Genomic DNA, 16,522 nt, shown 5'->3' on the forward strand with positions numbered 1-16,522 from the left:
TAAAGACCATGAAGAAATATATATTAGGGCTTTCCATAGCCGCTTTTACAATCTCACTATCCGGCTGTGCCGATTTTTTGGAAGAACCGGTTAGGGCACAACAGAACCTGGATGACTACTTCAAAAGTGAAGATGAATGTAAACAGCAGATTACAGGATGTTATCAGTCTGTCTTTTTTGATGACTGGTGGCAGATACAGAAATTTTATATAGCAAGTGATATGTGTACGGATGATATGTGGATGGGAAACACAACGCAGGATCCCGGAGAATACCGTGACCTTGCCCATTACACCGGAAATACATATAATGCAGGAAATGCCTGTCAGAACTTTTGGCAATATCGTTATAAAGGTATTCTAAGAAGTAATGTTGCGATAGAGCAGATTCCAAAAGTCGTTTTCGAGAATGAAAGTTTGAAAAAAAGATATATTGCGGAGGCTAAATTCCTGAGAGCATTTCATTACTTTGAATTGGTAAGAAACTTTGGAGGTGTACCTTTGGTACTGGGATTGAAATTGCCGAGTGAAATAACAGGCATCAAACGTGCAACTGTAGAAGATACTTATGCGCAGATAGAAAAAGATCTGTTGGAAGCTATTCCTGACTTGCCGAAGCGGAGTGAATACGACGCTATGGATTTAGGCCGTGCTACAAAAGGGGCAGCGCAAGGGTATCTGGCGAAAGCTTATCTGTATCAGGGAAAATATACGGAAGCAGAGCCATTATTACAAGAGATTACTTGCAGAGGCGAGTTCGCTGGTGGCAGAGAAGAATATGAATTGTTGAGCGATTTTGGACAAGTATGGGATATAGACCAAAGAAATAGTACCGAATCATTGTTTGAGGTCCAGACTAATAGTGATGTGTCTTATAATTTGGGTATACGTATTCCTATTGTTTGTGGCTCGCGTGATGATAGTGGTTGGGCGTGGGGACTTCCGACAAGCAATTTAGAGAGAGCTTTTCAAGAGGAAAAACCTGTGCGAGAGACACCGGAGGAACAACTTAATGAAGATTACCGTTTGAGATGGACGATTATTAAGAATGGAGCGACAAAGGTTTATGGCGATGCGAATGCTAAAAATCCTTATGTAATATCTCCGAATGATCATAAGTCTCCCCGTGTTTCACGTAAATTATATATACCTGTGGAAAAACGGCCTACTCCCTATGATGCACCTCATATTCCTTTGAATTATCGCTTGTTGCGTTATGCCGATGTATTGTTGATGTATGCGGAAGTGGAGAACGAACTGGGACATGATGATGAGGCTAAATGGGCTTTGAATAAAGTTAGGGATCGTGTATATTTAGCTCCGTCGACGGCTACCGGCACTGAACTTCGCAACGCTATTCGTAAAGAACGCCGCTTGGAACTGGCGTTGGAAAATAACCGTTTGTATGATTTGCGCCGTTGGAAAGATGATAATGGTAAATCGGCTATTTGTAATGTTATGGGACCGAATGGTACATTTGTTGCCTATAATAAGATTGGTTATGATTCGGATGAAAGCAGTAACCAAAAAGAGAATAGTAATAAAGGTGTCAATTTCAAGGAGGGTAGAGATGAACTTTTCCCCTTGCCTCCAACGGAAATAACCTTGTCGGGTGGAAGCATTGAGCAAAATCCCGGATACTAAATCAATTCAATTTCAGTATAATAAAGACACAATGTTATGAAAAATAAATATATTCTTTTAGGACTTTCGTGCTTGGCTGCTCTGTGTTCATGCAGTGACGACAAGGCTTTTGAACCAGATTATCTTCCGAAGATAACTTCGGACCATGCGATGACATCAACGGTAAATGTTGCCGACAAACATCAGGTTATTGATGGATTTGCTTCTTCTGATGCTTGGACGATGGATTATATCGGTAAATATTGGAGTAATAATGCTAAAGAAGGCATTGCTAAACTTCTTTTCTCTCAAAAGATAGAAAGGGGAAACCCGGAAGGTATTGGTCTTTCCATGTGGCGCGTAAATTTAGGTGGTGGTACTGCCGAGCAGGGCGAAGCTAGCGGAATTACGGATAAGACTCGAAGAGTGGAATGTTTCCTGACGCAGAATGGTACGTATGATTGGAATAAATCTAGTGGGCAGCAGTACTTTATGCAGAAAGCGAAAGAATATGGTTGTAATAATTTCGTATTGTTTAGTAATACTCCTCCTGTACAGTTTACTGTCAACGGTAAAGGGTCAGGTGATTGGTGGAACAATAATTTAAGAGAAGATTGTTTTGATGATTTTGCTGATTTCTTGGCCACTGTGGCTAAACATTTCTCTGATAATGGATACAATATCTCATATATAAGTCCATTGAACGAACCACAGTATTCATGGGGAGGAGATGGTCAGGAGGGATGTTCTTGGCAACATGTACATGTGGCAAAGATGGCTAGAGCGTTGAATGAGAGTCTGAAGACAAAAGGGCCTGAAAATACGATGATGTTATTGGCGGAAGCTGCTAAGGTTCCTTATCTTTATACTACTGATGACAGTTGGGCAGATCGCGCGAATGTTATTCCAACTTATTTTAAGTCAGATTCAGAACATTATCTTGGCGACTTAGAACGTATGCCTAAGTTGATTTGCGCTCATAGTTATTGGTGGGATAAAACATGGGATGTGTTGTTTGATTCACGTACGAAAGCCCGTGCTGAGGCGGATAAATATGGGTTGAAACTTTATCAGACGGAATGGAGTATGTTGGGCGAAGGATATGAAGATTACGAAAATTATGATCAAGCAACTTATATGGATTTAGCTTTAAGTATGGCTAAAGTGCTGCACCATGATTTGGTAACGGCAAGTATGAATTCTTGGGCATATTGGACAACAGCCTCACAGGAAGTTTATAGCCAGAAAAGCCGTTTTTACATGATTCGTTTGATTCCGACCGGAGGAGATTATGGTAATATTGCTGATGGTGGAACTTATGAGTCTAGCAAGAACCTGTGGGTGTTGGGTAATTATAGTCTCTTCGTTCGTCCGGGGTATCATCGGGTAGATTTGAATATCCCTGAAGGAGATAAAAAATTCTTTGGTTCTGCTTATATCTCTCCTGAGGAAGATAAGTTGGTAGTGGTATATACTAACATAAATGATGAATCTATACAAATGGAAACATCTATCGAAGGATTGAATAAACAAGTGGTTTCTATGAGACAATATGTAACATCAAGTACGAGTAATTTGAATGAGGTAGATGAATATTTGAAAGGATATATTCCGGCTAAATCGGTTGTCACAATGGTTTACGATTTGAAATAGAACGGATAATATTTTCAATAGGTATATTGTAAAAAATGAAAAGTAAAGTGTTCTTGGCCTCTTTAGGCTTCTTCTACATGAGTATGGTAGGCGGGTGTTCCCAACCTGCCACTGATGTTAGCTATCAGCTAGAAACAGACCGTCCCTGCCAGACAATGACTTATTTCGGCGCTTCCGACGCTTGGAGTATGCAGTTCATCGGACTTTGGCCGGAGGAAAAGCAGAATCAGATAGCCGATTGGCTGTTCAGTACGGAGAATGATGCGAATGGACAGCCCAAAGGTATCGGTTTGTCTCTTTGGCGTTTCAATGTCGGTGCAGGCAGTGCGGAACAAGGTGACGACAGTCAGATTGCTTCTCCTTGGATGCGTGCCGAATGTTTCTTGCAACCGGACGGGACCTACAATTGGAGCAAGCAACAGGGGCAGCGTAACTTCCTGAAGTTGGCGAAGGAGCGTGGGGTCGATAAATTTCTGGCTTTCCTCAATTCTCCTCCCGTCTATTATACGCAGAACAGCTTGGCTACAAACACGGGTCGCGGTGGTACGGCAAATCTGAAACCGGACTGTTATGAGAAGTACGTCCGTTTTTTGGCCGATGTAGTGCAGGGAGTAGAGCAACACGATGGTATCAAGTTCAACTACATCTGTCCTTTCAATGAGCCGGACGGACACTGGAATTGGGTAGGACCGAAACAGGAAGGTTGTCCGGCAACGAACAGGGAAATAGCCCGTACTGTCCGTCTGTTGAGCCGGGAATTTGTGAACCGGAATATAGATACGCAGATTTTGGTAAGTGAATCTTCCGATTACCGTTGTATGTTCCGTACACACGAGACAGATTGGCAACGTGGCTATCAGATTCAGGCTTTCTTCTGTCCGGACAGTGTGGACACATATTTGGGTGATACTCCGAATGTTCCCCGACTAATGCTGGGACATAGCTACTGGACAACGACTCCTTTGAGTGAGTTACGCAATATCCGCAGTCAGTTGCGGGATACATTAGACAAACACGATGTTGACTTTTGGCAGACGGAGACTTGCATCATGGGCAATGATGAAGAAATCGGAGGAGGAAATGGATTCGACCGTACGATGAAGACAGCCCTTTATGTCGCCCGTATCATTCACCATGATATTGTATATGCCGGTGCAAAGAGCTGGCAATGGTGGCGTGCTATTGGCGGCGATTATAAAGACGGACTGATTCGTGAATATACTACGGACGATAATTTCTTGGATGGCAGAGTGGAAGATTCCAAACTGATGTGGGCTCTAGGCAATTACAGCCGTTTTATCCGTCCGGGAGCAGTCCGGTTATCCGTTTCAGCTTTCGATCAAACAAACACTTTCATTCCCGATGGCGACACTGACCAGCAAGGATTGATGTGTTCTGCTTACAAAAACGTGGATGGAACGTATGTGATAGTCGTTATAAACTATGCCAATGAGGAGAAAGAGTTTTCTATTCATAAAGAAAAAGTCGGGAATGCGCAATGGCAGGTTTATCGTACTTCGGATAAAGAAGGGGAGAATTTGCTACCGGTAGGAAAAGTGAAGAGTGGAAAGATTGTTCATATTCCGGCACGTTCTATAATAACACTTCAGAGCAACTAATAAAAGCAGCTTTATATTCTTTATTTCTTTTTGAAAGCTGTACATTTGTGTGTCCGTCCATTACCTTCGTAGCAATGGACGGACACAATGCGTAAATAAGGAAGCATTTTATCGACAATAGAGGAAAGATTGTCATTTATCAGACAAAGGATGGGAAAACTTCCATTGATGTGAAGTTGGAGAATGAGACGGTGTGGCTGACACAGGCGCAAATGGCAGACTTGAAGAGCACCGTACGTCTTCTTTCTAACGTCATCGAACACAAACAATTGCCGCTTTTCTGTTCCTTTGGTTTCTGGAGAAGAACGGTATACTGTATAAATCTGATGGTTCGAAGTTAATCGGTAACAATATGCTCGTAGCACTTACGTTAATGATTGCTGAAAGCCGGACGGAAGAAAAGGACGTGATGGTGAAGGTAGTAATCAATTTGATTAATAAGAATAATTGAATGTAGGTCTTATGAATGGGGGATATAAATAATTGAGAGATACCTCGCCGCAAGGTATCTCTCATTCTATTATAGTCTTTACTTTATGGCATTTGTTTCATCCTCTTTTATTTCCGCCTTGCCGTAATATCCCGGCATTGGTACATAAATCGGGTTATAATACGTATGGATATTATTCAATTTCTTTTCTTCTTTCAGTCGTTTGATATGGCGGGCGGCCGTGGTGGAGGTAAATCCGCATAACCTTTGAAAATCGATGCGGGTTAACATAGGTTTATCGTTGAAGTAATTCGTCAGCAACTTGTCTATCTTTTCATTCGAAAGGGAAGCGGAATGGTTTCTTAGTTTGCTACGCTCCACATGGACGACACTGACAGACCTTTTCAACTTGGCGTCTGCCTTGAAACAGATGTTGGCTTTTAGCTTTATCTGATTCGCTTTCAGCTTGGGCGAAGTGATCGGTTCCTGGCTGTTCAGCTTAACCTGGAAATAACCGATACCATCCAGATGAACGCTTTCTCCTTCGCGGAGACGATAGCCCATGAAGTGGCTCAGTGATTCGAGTACCGACTTTACATCCCCTTCGGTCAGAGAAGTGGCCATTTGGATTTCCTTTGCCAGATAATCCGTGTCGATGTGTTGGAAGTTGACCACACGTGCGTGGTATGTTTCCTTGTTTTCCTCATCCTTCGGGTGGGGCGTTTTGTACAATTCAAATTGTATTGCCATTGTATCTTTGTTTTTATTGTTATATAGCTGTCGCTTGCTTGGTGTAGAGCTACTGCTTACTTTCTGTCAAGCTACTGCCTGTTTGCCGCCAAGTGGCTTTATATATACATTGTCCTGCCTTTGTTGTTGGATTAAGGTATAAGGATAGTTGCCTTCCGGAGCCTTTATCATTAGTTTGTCACGGCCGTGACGAGATCTCTTCATGGGCGTGGTAGGATCTTCTCACGGCTGTGGTAGGAAATCTTCATGGCCGTGAAGAATAGACTATATCGACCTCAAAGGTAAACTATATAAGGGAGAAAAGCAAATGATTTCCGCTTGTTTGAGTAATTCGTCCCGTATGTTTCATGTGATATACCGGTGATTTCATAGTCGGATGGGCTTTTCTTAGAAAAAAAGTCCTATCTTTGTACAACGTGTCATACGCTAATGAATGGAAAGGAGAAACAGATAATGAAGCAGAGGATTTACCCTATCGGCATACAGAGCTTTGAGAAGTTGCGTAGGGATGGCTATATTTACGTAGATAAGACAGCGTTGATTTATAAATTAGTGACTACCGGAAGCTATTATTTTCTCAGTCGTCCGCGTCGTTTCGGCAAAAGCCTGCTGCTTTCTACATTGGAAGCTTACTTTCGTGGAAAGCGGGAATTGTTTGAAGGGCTGGCGATAGAACAACTGGAACAGAATTGGACGGTACGTCCCGTTTTGCATCTAGACTTGAATATCGGGAAGTATGATGCACCGGACAGCCTGGACAAAATATTGGACAATGCTTTGACTGTTTGGGAGGAACAGTATGGTACGGGACCTAGTGAAACGACTCTTGCCCTCCGCTTTAAAGGAATCGTACAGCGTGCGGTGGAGCAGACCGGTCACCGTGTCGCCATCCTTGTGGATGAATACGACAAACCTATGTTGCAGGCTATCGGCAACGAAGAGTTGCAGAAGGAGTACCGTAATACGCTGAAACCTTTCTATGGCGTACTGAAAACGATGGACGGATACATCAAACTTGGTTTCCTGACAGGCGTGACCAAATTTGGAAAGGTGAGTGTGTTCAGCGACCTGAACAATCTGAAGGATATCTCCATGCGCCGTGATTATATTGATATTTGCGGCATTACAGACAAGGAACTGCATCGTTATTTTGACAAAGACCTGCATACCCTTGCCGATGTACAAGGATTGGATTATGAGACCGTTTGTCTTGAAGTGCAGAAACGCTACGACGGATATCATTTCAATTTCAACACGCCCGGCATTTACAATCCTTTCAGCCTGCTCAATACTTTTGATGCAATGGCGTTCGGCAGTTATTGGTTTGCCACAGGCACTCCTTCTTATCTTGTCTACTTATTGAAGAAACATCATTACCGTCTTGAAGAGATTGAAAAGGTGGAAGTTACGGAAGATGTGTTGGACAGCATTGATTCCGAAGGCACAAATCCCATACCTGTCATTTATCAGAGTGGCTATTTGACTATCAAAGACTACGACCCGGAATTCGGTCTTTATACGTTGGATTATCCCAATCGTGAGGTGGAAGAGGGATTCGTGAAATATCTGATGCCTTTCTATATCGATAAGAGTGAGGCGGAGGCACCGTTCGAAATTCGTAGATTTGTGGGAGAAGTACGTAATGGTAATATTGACGGTTTCTTCCATCGTCTGCAAAGTTTCTTTGCAGATGCTCCGTACGAAGTCATTGTCGGTCAGGATCCGGTACGCAATGTTGAACTTTTCTTCCAGAATGTTCTTTTCATTGTCTTTCGTTTGGCGGGTTTCTATACTCAGGTGGAGTATCACACTTCTCGCGGACGTATTGATTTGGTCTTGAAAACCGATAAGTTTATCTATGTGATGGAGTTCAAGCAGGGGGCTACTGCTGAGGAGGCTTTGGCACAAATCAATGAGAAAGGGTATGCCGACGCTTTTGCTTCCGATTCACGGACATTATATAAAATAGGTGTAAGCTTCAGTGACGAACAACGTAACATTGAACGGTGGTTGGCGGAGTGACTGGACGGTGATAAGTGACAGGTATAGGTGATAGGTTAAAAAACAACCTATCACCGCCGGAAACCCCGATGAATAAGGTGTTTGATTGCCGTCGGTGATAGGTGATAGAGAAAAGTGATTTTTCTATATAGGAGAGAAGAAGTTCTTGTTTATTTCAACTTCTTCCCGTATTCATCCGAATTCAGTATTTCCAAAGCCTTTTGTACACTTTCGTTCGTTGTGTTCATTACCCGGAAATATTCGGTCATGTCCCAAAGGTCGCGGGCAATCAGTGCTTTGAGCTGCGTTTTGATAAGTGGGAGTGCTTTCTGATATTGTTCTTCATTGAACTTCACACCCTCTTTCTCGCCCATCTCCCGCAAAGTAGCCAACATATTATCGTCAATGACAAACTTCTCGTTGAATGATTCGAACTTCTTATACTTGTTAGCTAATTCTTTCCGGTGTTCCTCAATAAACTGCATGGTAAATTTGATGATAACCCCTTTGCCTACCAGGTTCCGGTGATAATCCGTATACAATGTCGTATCGATTGGTACGAAATAATCGGGCATGATACCACCACCTCCATACACAGTACGTCCTAGTTTTTTAGTCTGTACCTTTAATGAATCCGGGAAGTGAATGCTGTCGGCATTCATCAGTTCACCATGATTGAAACGGTCGATGAGGTCTTTGTTGTAATCGACCGTACTGCCATACGGCTTTTGGATAGAACGTCCCGATGGAGTATAGTAACGGGCGATAGTCAGACGAATCATAGAACCATCCGGCAAATCGATAGGACGTTGCACCAAGCCTTTGCCGAAAGAACGGCGGCCTACAATAATTCCTCTGTCCCAATCCTGTACCGCACCGCTGACAATTTCGCTGGCGGAAGCTGTATACTCGTCCACCAATATGATGAGGCGGCCATTACGGAAGTCTCCGTTACCTTTGGCATAGAAATCACTACGCTTGGCGGTCCTACCTTCGGTATATACAATCAGTTCTTTTTGTCCCAAGAATTCGTTGGCAAGGTCAATGGCTGCATTGAGATAACCGCCTCCGTTTCCTTGCAGGTCAAGAATCATATCTTTCATTCCTTTCTTCTGGAGGTCCTTCATTGCTTTTTTGAACTCTTCGGCAGTTGTTGCTCCGAAGCGGTTGATACGGATATAACCCGTTTTAGGTTGAATCATATAAGAGGCGTCGAGACTAAGGATAGGTATCTTATCTCTCTTTACTGTAAACAATAAAGGCTCCTTTACACCGCGACGAACGATTGTCAGATTGACTTTCGAACCTTTCGGGCCACGAAGACGCTTCATGATATCTTCCGTACTCATTTTCACCCCGGCAATAGCGCTGTCGTTCACGGCAATGATGCGGTCACCGGCAAGGATACCGACTTTCTCGGAAGGTCCGTTGCTGACAGGCTGTACCACCAACAGGGTGTCTTCTATCATCTGGAATTGTACTCCGATACCCTCGAAGTTACCTTGGAGCGGTTCGTTCATTTTCTTCACTTCCTCTGCATCCGAGTAAGTAGAGTGCGGATCGAGTTGTGCCAACATCTTGATGATGGCTTCTTCTACCAACTTGTCTTCATCTACTTTGTCCACATAGAAATTGGAGATTGCAAACTCTGCCATTTGCAACTTACGCATAGCAGCCGAACCGAAGTTCTGAGCTTGTACTGTAAGTATTGTCCCCAGACAAACTAAGAGGACGTATATTTTCATTCTATTCATAATCTTACTTTATATAATATAATTGCCGGATACGTCTACATCATTCTCAACTCTCCATTCTCAACTCTCAACTTATCACCATTCCTTCGGGAATAAACTGGCTGATATCTTTGTTGTAAGTTAATAATTCGCGTACAATCGTGGAGCTGACACAAGTCTGTTCGGGTTCAGTGAAAAGTAAGATGGTTTCAATGCCTGCCAGCTTACGGTTGATGTCGGCAATTGTCTCTTCATATTCGAAGTCTTTCACCGTACGAATGCCACGAACGATAAACTTAGCGCCTACTTCCTGTGCAAAATCGATAGTCAGACAGTTGTACGACATTACTTGTATACGAGGCTCGTCTTTGTAAAGTTCCCGGATCATCTGTTCCCTTTTTTCAATGGGGAAGTACGTGTTTTTGTTCTCATTGATACCGATTCCTATCACGATTTCGTCCATAAAGGTAAGTGCACGTTTCACTACCGAATAATGTCCGATGGTGAAGGGGTCGAATGTACCCGGAAATATTGCTTTTCTCATGATGCCAAGTCTTCTTCTATAACCAGATTGTCTATAATAAAGTTTTGTCGTTCCATAGTATTCTTACCCATGTAGAATTCAAGCAGTTCTTTCACTGCGTCCGTCTTGCGCAAAGTTACCTGTTCCAAACGCATATCCTTACCGATAAAGTGCTTGAATTCGTCCGGTGAGATCTCTCCCAGACCTTTGAATCGTGTGATTTCCGGATTCGGGCTTAGCTCTTCAATGGCGTTGATACGTTCTTCGTCAGAATAACAATAAATGGTCTTTTTCTTGTTGCGTACGCGGAACAAAGGAGTTTGCAGGATATATACATGCCCTTTCTTGATGAGATCGGGGAAGAATTGCAGGAAGAAAGTAATCATCAGCAGACGGATGTGCATACCGTCCACATCGGCATCGGTTGCTACGATTACCTTGTTGTAACGCAACCCGTCCAAACCATCCTCTATATTAAGGGCAGCTTGAAGAAGGTTGAACTCCTCATTTTCGTAAACTACCTTCTTGGTCAGTCCGAACGAGTTCAACGGTTTACCGCGAAGGCTGAATACAGCTTGGGTAGTCACGTCACGGCTTTTGGTGATGGAGCCGCTTGCAGAGTCTCCCTCAGTGATAAAGATGCAAGATTCTTCTTCCAGTCCTTTTCCTTTCGGGTCGTTCAGATGAATGCGGCAATCGCGCAACTTGCGGTTGTGAAGGTTGGCTTTCTTCGCACGTTCGCGGGCAAGTTTCGTCACGCCTGCGATGGCTTTACGTTCCTTTTCCGACTCCTGTATCTTTTGTTGTATCGTTTCGGCTATGTCCGCATTCTTGTGCAGGAAGTTATCGACTTCCAGTTTGATGAAATCACCTACATACTTGTTGACTGTGATACCACCGGGAGCCATATTGGTAGAACCCAGTTTGGTCTTGGTCTGGCTCTCGAAGATCGGTTCTTCCACATTGACGGCAATGGCGGCAACCAATCCGTTGCGGATATCGGTATAGTCCATGTTCTTGTTGAAGAACTCTTTAATGGTACGGGCGATATGCTCCTTGAAAGCACTCTGATGCGTACCTCCTTGAGTAGTATGCTGACCGTTGACGAAAGAGTAGTATTCTTCTCCGTATTGTCCGGTATGAGTGAAGGCGATTTCGATATCTTCCCCTTTCAGATGGATGATCGGGTAAAGTCCGGTTGCCGTCATGTTGTCGTTCAAAAGGTCTACCAGACCGTTGCGCGACAGAATACGGTGTCCGTTATAAATGATGGCAAGTCCCGTATTGAGATACGTGTAGTTGCGCAGCATTGTCTCGATAAATTCGGGTTTGAAGCTGTAATTCAGGAATAATGTATTGTCCGGTTCGAAGAAGATATAAGTTCCGTTGTCCTCTTCGGTGTTCTGTGTCTCGTCCGCCAGCAACTCTCCTTTGGAGAAAGTGGCGATACGTACCTTGCCGTCGCGGTAGCTTCGTACCTCGAAACGGGAACTGAGGGCATTGACAGCTTTTACACCGACTCCATTCAGTCCGACACTTTTTTTGAAAGCCTTGCTGTCGTATTTGCCGCCTGTATTCAGCATACTGACAGCTTCAATCAGTTTTCCTTGCGGAATGCCTCGTCCGTAGTCGCGAACGCTGACACGAAGATTCTCCTCGACAATGATTTCGATTTTCTTACCGGCCTGCATTTTGAACTCGTCAATACTGTTGTCAATTACTTCTTTCAGGAGGACATAGATTCCGTCTTCGGCGTGCGCGCCGTCGCCCAGTCTACCGATATACATACCGGGACGTGTGCGGACATGTTCCATGTCGCTCAAGTGGCGGATGTTGTCGTCAGTGTACTCTACTGCATCGTTGTTGTCTACAGGTATCAATTCGTTCTCTTCCATAGCTTTTATTTTATCTCTTTAATGAACGCACGGCGGCGCTTATGTTGTTGAGTATCAAAGTAATCCCATTGTGCCTGGACTTTTCCGTTCAGTTCCAGTTCGGGGTTGCTTTCTGCAAAGATAAAACCTAATTTTTGATAAACCGGAATTAAATCGGAAAATAACAAAGCGTTAACACCTTTATTCTGATATTCGGGTTTCACGGCAACGAGTAGTAAATCAAGCATTTTGGCACGACGTTTCATGAATAATGCTTTTAGCAGATAGAACCATCCTAAAGGCAACAACCGCCCGTGCGATTTTTGCAGGGCTTCGGCAAGGGATGGCATGGAGATTCCTACGCAGACCAGTTCGTCGTTGGCGTCGGTGATGAGGGTTACCATGCGCAAATCGAGAATAGGCAGATACATTCTTACATACTGATCAATTTGCTTTTGGGTCAGAGGTGAATATCCGTAGAGGGGACTATAAGCTTCGTTCATCAGTTCGAATATCTTCTGTCCATAGTCTTTGGCTATTTTCTTTCCGGAGGTATATTTCTTTATCTTGAGGTTATATTTGCGTTGAATCAGTTCGGAGATACGCTTATGTTTGTCGGGGATGGTCTCCGGTATGTAGATTTTGTATTCTACCCAGTCGGCATCTTTCTCGAAACCGAGTTTCTCCATGTGTACCGGATAGTAGGGATGGTTGTAGATGGTGGCCATCGTGCTGAGTTGGTCGAAACCTTCCACCAGCATACCTTCTGCGTCGAAGTCGGTAAATCCGAGAGGTCCGACAATGTGAGTCATGCCCCGTTCCTTCCCCCAATCTTCTACGGTTCTTATCAGTGCGGAGGATACTTCCGGGTCGTCGATGAAATCAATCCATCCGAAACGGACGTTCTTGGAACCCCATTTTTCGTTAGCGCGGTTGTTGATGATAGCGGCTACACGACCTACTATCTTATCGTCTTGGTAGGCGAGGAAGTAATCGGCTTCACAGAACTCGAACGCTGCGTTTTTCTTCTTGTTGAATGTGTTAAGCATATCGTCATACAGGTCGGGCACGGAATAGGGGTTATCCTTATACATCCTGTAATTGAAACGAATAAATTTCTTAAGTTCTCTCTTCGTAGAGACTTTCTTGATTGTAATAGCCATATCTCGTATTTATGATTCAGGAAGCAAAGATACGTGATAATCTTTAAATTACAACGCGCAGGACGGCAAAAACTGTGTACGGGGGATGAGCTGCCAAAAATTGACGGATGGTTTAGGTATTGTAAATCAATACTAATGTATAAGCTATATAGCAAACCACCATGATACTTCCCTCTATTCGTGTAATCGTTCGTTTGGCGAAGAATAGCCCGAAGAACCAGAGCAGGATACCGGAACCTACTAATGTGAATAAGTCGAAGTTAGTAATTCCGCTAAGATGGAGCGGGGTGATACTTGCACTGCATCCCAATACGAAGAAGATATTGAAAAGATTGCTTCCTATTACATTACCGATGGCAATCTCCGGATTTTTCTTCAATGCGGCAACGATGGAAGTGGCAAGTTCGGGCAGAGAAGTGCCTCCCGCTACCAAAGTCAGGCCGATAATCGATTCACTGACTCCCAGACTGCGGGCAATACCAGTGGCTCCATCGACAAATAACTGTCCTCCGTATATAAGTGCAGCTAGACCGCCGATGATATATAGAGTGGATTTCCACCAGGGGAGCGATTTGATTTCCTCTTCTTCGGCGGAGTGCTCGGCTGGCTGCGCATTGTCCGTTATAGGCTTGGAAGGACCAGAGGAAGCGATAGCAAATGTATATCCCATAAAGATGGCGAAAAAGCAAAGCAATAACAGACCGTCTACTCTATTTAGAATGTTCTCTGATGCCTTGTCCAGAAAGACATCGTTGGCACAAACCAGTAAAATGATTGAAGAGAGTATGCAGAGCGGTATTTCTTTTCTGAGCGTATTACGGGTGATGACAATCGGGGCAAATAGGGCGGTGCAGCCTACGATCATCAATGTATTGAAAATATTGCTTCCCACTACATTACCGATAGCGATGTCCGCACTGCCTTTGAGAGCGGAAGAAACGCTGACCGTCAGTTCTGGGGCAGAAGTTCCGAATGCGACAATAGTAAGCCCGATAACGATAGGCGGAATGCGAAAGCGTTTGGCTACTGAGGCAGAACCGTCTGTTAATCCGTTGGCACCTAGAAGAATGAGGATAAGTCCTCCTATAAGAAATAATATATTCATAGCTTTTTCTGTTTGAATTGCAAAGATAATCAATTTAGGAATTGTAATGTCAAAAACAATCCGTATGTTTGCTCTGTTTTAGTAAAAAAGAAGTGGATTAACCTTAATTTGTAATCATTTGAATAGTAGAATATGGAAATAAATAAAATAAAGCGGTTGGTGCTGATATTGTTGATGTCTTTTGCAACAATTGGGGCACAGGCGCAGTTGGAGCAGGCTGTCAAAAAGATATTTGCGGGGGATAGTATAACCGGTGTACATGCTTCTATGAAACAGGGATCGGACTCTGCTTATGTGGCAAATTTGCAAAAGACATTGGAGACTGCCCGGCTTAATGAGGCGAATATGCGGATGGAGATGGAGCAGATGAAGCTTCAGATGGCCGCAGCCGATTCAGTGAAGTATGCCCGGCAACGACAACGCATCGATTCTTTGCGTCAGTTTACCAAAGGTATTCCTGTAGTGGCGGATGGCGACACTTTATTTTATCTTTATACAAAACGGGGTGGGTATACTCCTCAACAAAGGGCGCAAATGACCGGTAGCGCCATTGAAGAATTGGGAAGGCGCTTCAATCTTCGTCCCGATTCGGTTTCTGTAGACCATTCGGATATTGTTTCCGATTTGATGTATGGCAATAAGGTGTTGCTGTCCCTTACGGATCAGGACGCTTTATGGGAGGGCGTTTCCCGCGATTCTCTGGCGAATGAGAGACGGCAGAACGTTGTTGACAAACTGCACGAGATGAAGGCGGAACACGGGATTTGGCGAATGGCAAAACGTATTCTCTATTTTGTATTGGTGATTGTAGGCCAGTATTTTTTGTTCCGTCTTACCAATTGGCTGTTCCGTAAGTTGAAAGTACGCATTCTACGCTTGAAAGATACGAAGATAAAACCGGTGTCGATTCAGGGATATGAATTGTTGGACGCACAGAAGCAGGCGAATCTGTTAGTCTTTCTAGCCAGTGTAGGGCGGTATATCCTTATGGGATTACAATTACTGTTTACCGTACCGCTGATTTTTATTATTTTCCCACAGACGGAAGGGTTGGCTTATCGTCTGCTCGGTTATATCTGGAATCCGATTCGTGGAATCTTTGTCGGTATCATTGACTACATTCCTAAACTGTTTACCATTATTGTGATCTGGTATGCAGTGAAATATCTGGTGCGTTTCGTGTTGTATCTGGCACGTGAAGTAGAGGGAGGGCGTCTTAAGATCAACGGCTTTTATCCGGATTGGGCAATGCCGACGTTCCATATTATCCGTTTTCTGCTCTATGCCTTTATGATTGCGATGATTTATCCCTACTTGCCGGGTTCCAACTCCGGAGTGTTTCAGGGAATATCGGTGTTTGTCGGCTTGATTGTCTCACTCGGTTCGAGTACGGTTATCGGCAACATCATTGCCGGATTGGTGATTACTTATATGCGTCCGTTCAAGATAGGAGATCGGATTCAGTTGAATGATACTACAGGGAACATTATTGAGAAAACTCCGCTTGTCACCCGTATCCGTACGCCTAAGAATGAGGTGGTCACTGTACCCAACTCTTTCGTCATGTCGTCTCATACCGTGAATTATAGCACGTCAGCACGTGAATACGGGCTGATTATTCATTCTGAGGTGTCCATTGGTTATGATATCCCTTGGCGGAAAGTAAATGAATTGTTGATTGATGCGGCATTGAATACTCCCGGTGTAGTGGACGACCCGCGTCCGTTTGTTCTGGAAACTTCTTTAAGTGACTGGTATCCGGTATATCAGGTGAATGCTTATATCAAGGAAGCTGATAAAATGCCTCAGATTTATTCAAACCTGCATCAGAATATTCAGGATAAATTTAATGAGGCGGGTATTGAAATCATGTCACCGCATTATATGGCTATGCGGGATGGTAATGAGACGACGATTCCGAAAGATGATTTGAGAAATACAAGTCCTACAGATAAGACTGCCCAAGAAAGTAAGCCGAAATGACTGTGACCGATAGATATATATAGTTAGAGTGTCCCTTTCATCACGAAAGAGACACCCTATGTCGTG

General features: G+C 43.7%; 13 protein-coding genes and 1 pseudogene. 6 read left to right on the forward strand and 8 right to left on the reverse strand.

Translation table 11 applies throughout. The features are described 5' to 3' along the window. The first annotated feature begins 8 nt into the window (after positions 1 to 8). The 3 genes from BACFIN_RS19170 to BACFIN_RS19160 are packed head-to-tail and all read left to right on the forward strand — an operon-like array spanning position 9 to position 4,894. Positions 9 to 1,643: a RagB/SusD family nutrient uptake outer membrane protein gene (locus tag BACFIN_RS19170; RefSeq protein WP_007747506.1), complete on the forward strand. Its 1,635-nt coding sequence runs from the start codon at positions 9 to 11 to the stop codon at positions 1,641 to 1,643. Between the two features lie 36 nt (positions 1,644 to 1,679). Further along, positions 1,680 to 3,275 (forward strand): glycoside hydrolase, encoded by a 1,596-nt coding sequence (locus BACFIN_RS19165; RefSeq protein ID WP_007747510.1) that lies wholly within the window; start codon positions 1,680 to 1,682, stop codon positions 3,273 to 3,275. Between the two features lie 35 nt (positions 3,276 to 3,310). Further along, positions 3,311 to 4,894, forward strand: coding sequence for a glycoside hydrolase family 30 protein (locus tag BACFIN_RS19160; protein ID WP_007747511.1), 1,584 nt, complete (start codon positions 3,311 to 3,313; stop codon positions 4,892 to 4,894). A 20-nt stretch (positions 4,895 to 4,914) separates the two neighbouring features. Here the strand turns inward: BACFIN_RS19160 and BACFIN_RS23090 are convergent, their stop codons facing one another. Further along, positions 4,915 to 5,157: a hypothetical protein gene (locus BACFIN_RS23090; protein ID WP_229092709.1), complete on the reverse strand. Its 243-nt coding sequence runs from the start codon at positions 5,155 to 5,157 to the stop codon at positions 4,915 to 4,917. Between the two features lie 5 nt (positions 5,158 to 5,162). Here BACFIN_RS23090 and BACFIN_RS23095 point away from each other — a divergent pair. After that, positions 5,163 to 5,345, forward strand: a pseudogene (locus BACFIN_RS23095) (cytochrome C biogenesis protein CycH); the annotation flags it as partial. A 78-nt stretch (positions 5,346 to 5,423) separates the two neighbouring features. Here the strand turns inward: BACFIN_RS23095 and BACFIN_RS19155 are convergent. Both BACFIN_RS19155 and BACFIN_RS22455 read right to left on the reverse strand, forming a co-directional pair. Next, positions 5,424 to 6,074 (reverse strand): HU family DNA-binding protein, encoded by a 651-nt coding sequence (locus BACFIN_RS19155; protein WP_007747515.1) that lies wholly within the window; start codon positions 6,072 to 6,074, stop codon positions 5,424 to 5,426. A gap of 66 nt (positions 6,075 to 6,140) precedes the next feature. Beyond that, on the reverse strand, positions 6,141 to 6,278 hold the full coding sequence (locus BACFIN_RS22455) for a hypothetical protein (RefSeq protein ID WP_007747519.1): 138 nt from the start codon (positions 6,276 to 6,278) through the stop codon (positions 6,141 to 6,143). 249 nt (positions 6,279 to 6,527) lie between these two features. On the opposite strand from BACFIN_RS22455, the gene BACFIN_RS19150 reads away from it, so the two are divergent. Continuing rightward, positions 6,528 to 8,096, forward strand: coding sequence for an ATP-binding protein (locus BACFIN_RS19150; RefSeq protein WP_032839056.1), 1,569 nt, complete (start codon positions 6,528 to 6,530; stop codon positions 8,094 to 8,096). Between the two features lie 149 nt (positions 8,097 to 8,245). Here BACFIN_RS19150 and BACFIN_RS19145 read toward each other — a convergent pair whose 3' ends face one another. The 5 genes from BACFIN_RS19145 to BACFIN_RS19125 form a co-directional block, all read right to left on the reverse strand. Next, complete coding sequence (locus BACFIN_RS19145; RefSeq protein WP_007747528.1) at positions 8,246 to 9,829, reverse strand: S41 family peptidase; 1,584 nt, start codon at positions 9,827 to 9,829, stop codon at positions 8,246 to 8,248. 67 nt (positions 9,830 to 9,896) lie between these two features. Next, on the reverse strand, positions 9,897 to 10,352 hold the full coding sequence (gene coaD, locus BACFIN_RS19140; protein ID WP_007747530.1) for a pantetheine-phosphate adenylyltransferase: 456 nt from the start codon (positions 10,350 to 10,352) through the stop codon (positions 9,897 to 9,899). Next, on the reverse strand, positions 10,349 to 12,226 hold the full coding sequence (locus BACFIN_RS19135) for a DNA topoisomerase IV subunit B (protein WP_007747532.1): 1,878 nt from the start codon (positions 12,224 to 12,226) through the stop codon (positions 10,349 to 10,351). Before BACFIN_RS19135 ends, coaD begins: the two co-directional genes overlap by 4 nt. 5 nt (positions 12,227 to 12,231) lie before the next feature. After that, positions 12,232 to 13,368, reverse strand: coding sequence for a GNAT family N-acetyltransferase (locus BACFIN_RS19130; protein ID WP_007747535.1), 1,137 nt, complete (start codon positions 13,366 to 13,368; stop codon positions 12,232 to 12,234). A gap of 112 nt (positions 13,369 to 13,480) precedes the next feature. After that, on the reverse strand, positions 13,481 to 14,473 hold the full coding sequence (locus tag BACFIN_RS19125) for a calcium/sodium antiporter (protein ID WP_022275655.1): 993 nt from the start codon (positions 14,471 to 14,473) through the stop codon (positions 13,481 to 13,483). 132 nt (positions 14,474 to 14,605) lie between these two features. Here BACFIN_RS19125 and BACFIN_RS19120 point away from each other — a divergent pair, with 132 nt between their 5' ends. Continuing rightward, complete coding sequence (locus BACFIN_RS19120; RefSeq protein ID WP_007747543.1) at positions 14,606 to 16,456, forward strand: mechanosensitive ion channel family protein; 1,851 nt, start codon at positions 14,606 to 14,608, stop codon at positions 16,454 to 16,456. The last annotated feature ends 66 nt before the right edge of the window (positions 16,457 to 16,522 follow it).

Origin of the sequence: Bacteroides finegoldii DSM 17565, assembly GCF_000156195.1 — a bacterium.
GTDB classification, from domain to species: domain Bacteria; phylum Bacteroidota; class Bacteroidia; order Bacteroidales; family Bacteroidaceae; genus Bacteroides; species Bacteroides finegoldii.